1 rRNA gene is annotated in these 950 nt (G+C 51.9%); it reads left to right on the top strand.

From position 1 onward, the window contains the following. A 23S ribosomal RNA gene (locus ACCD07_RS32270) occupies positions 1-950 on the top strand; the annotation flags it as partial.

Genomic DNA, 950 nt, shown 5'->3' with positions numbered 1-950 from the left:
GTTCCGTGACTGCGTACCTTTTGTATAATGGGTCAGCGACTTACATTCAGTGGCAAGGTTAACCATATAGGGAAGCCGTAGAGAAATCGAGTCCGAACAGGGCGATAGTCGCTGGGTGTAGACCCGAAACCAAGTGATCTACTCATGGCCAGGATGAAGGTGCGGTAACACGCACTGGAGGTCCGAACCCACTAATGTTGAAAAATTAGGGGATGAGCTGTGGGTAGGGGTGAAAGGCTAAACAAACTTGGAAATAGCTGGTTCTCTCCGAAAACTATTTAGGTAGTGCCTCAAGTATCACCATCGGGGGTAGAGCACTGTTATGGCTAGGGGGTCATCGCGACTTACCAAACCATTGCAAACTCCGAATACCGATGAGTGCGAGCTTGGGAGACAGACGTCGGGTGCTAACGTCCGGCGTCAAGAGGGAAACAACCCAGACCGCCAGCTAAGGTCCCAAAGATTGGCTAAGTGGAAAACGAAGTGGGAAGGCTAAAACAGTCAGGATGTTGGCTTAGAAGCAGCCATCATTTAAAGAAAGCGTAATAGCTCACTGATCGAGTCGTCCTGCGCGGAAGATGTAACGGGGCTAAGCCAGTCACCGAAGCTGCGGATATGCGTAAGCATATGGTAGGAGAGCGTTCTGTAAGCCTGCGAAGGTGTCTTGTAAAGGATGCTGGAGGTATCAGAAGTGCGAATGCTGACATGAGTAGCGATAATGGGGGTGAAAAGCCCCCACGCCGTAAGCCCAAGGTTTCCTGTTCAACGTTCATCGGAGCAGGGTGAGTCGGCCCCTAAGGCGAGGCAGAGATGCGTAGCTGATGGGAAGCAGGTTAATATTCCTGCACCGTCGTATGATGCGATGGGGGGACGGATCGCGGAAGGTTGTCTGCCTGTTGGAATAGGCAGTTTCTGGTTCATAGAAGGCGCTTAGGCAAATCCGGGCGCGG

This window comes from Duganella sp. Dugasp56 (genome assembly GCF_047304105.1).
Lineage (GTDB): Bacteria > Pseudomonadota > Gammaproteobacteria > Burkholderiales > Burkholderiaceae_D > Rugamonas > Rugamonas hordei.
The sequence above is the reverse complement of the archived record's forward strand: the minus strand, read 5'-3'. Positions and strand labels throughout refer to the sequence as shown.